This window comes from Rhodococcus sp. T2V (assembly GCF_029269925.1).
Lineage (GTDB): Bacteria > Actinomycetota > Actinomycetes > Mycobacteriales > Mycobacteriaceae > Rhodococcus_F > Rhodococcus_F koreensis.
This window is the reverse complement of record NZ_JARJBD010000393.1, coordinates 1-491: the sequence shown is the minus strand read 5'-3', so window position 1 is coordinate 491 and position 491 is coordinate 1. Positions and strand designations below refer to the sequence as shown.

Below are 491 nucleotides of genomic sequence, written 5' to 3'. Positions count from 1 at the left end.
ATCTGGTCTCCGACGTCAAGGGCAGCGGCAGCACCAAATCCAAGACCAAGGGTGTTCTCGAGGGCGTGAGCGAGACGCTCGGTGAGCTGCTCGGCGGCTCGAGCGGCGAACGTGAACCCGCACCCCGCCGGAGGAACACATGACCTCCTCAGAGGACACTCGGGCCGACGGGGACGGGGCACTGCTGCGGAGGCGTCCGCGATCTATGTGTACGGCATCGTCCCGGCGAACGTGCACCCAGAGGAGGATGCCACCGGCATCCACGACGCCCCGATCGAGATCGCCACCAGGGTGAGATCGCGGCGTTGGTCAGCGAGATCGATCCCGGCAGGCGACTGGGCGCCCCCGCGGACCTGCAGACGCACGCCCACATCCTGGACGGCACCGCGCATGTCGCGCCGGTGCTGCCGTTGCGGTTCGGTGCCGTCGTCTCCGCCCGCGACGCGGTGATCGACGAGCTGCTCGCCGACCATGAGGACGAGTTCGCCTCC

Annotated in this window: 2 pseudogenes; both read left to right on the top strand. The window is 68.8% G+C overall.

The features are described from left to right. A pseudogene (locus P3H15_RS54535) lies at positions 1-143 on the top strand (gas vesicle protein); the annotation flags it as partial. Beyond that, positions 140-491 (top strand): annotated as a pseudogene (locus tag P3H15_RS54530) (GvpL/GvpF family gas vesicle protein); the annotation flags it as partial. The pseudogenes P3H15_RS54535 and P3H15_RS54530, both read left to right, overlap by 4 nt.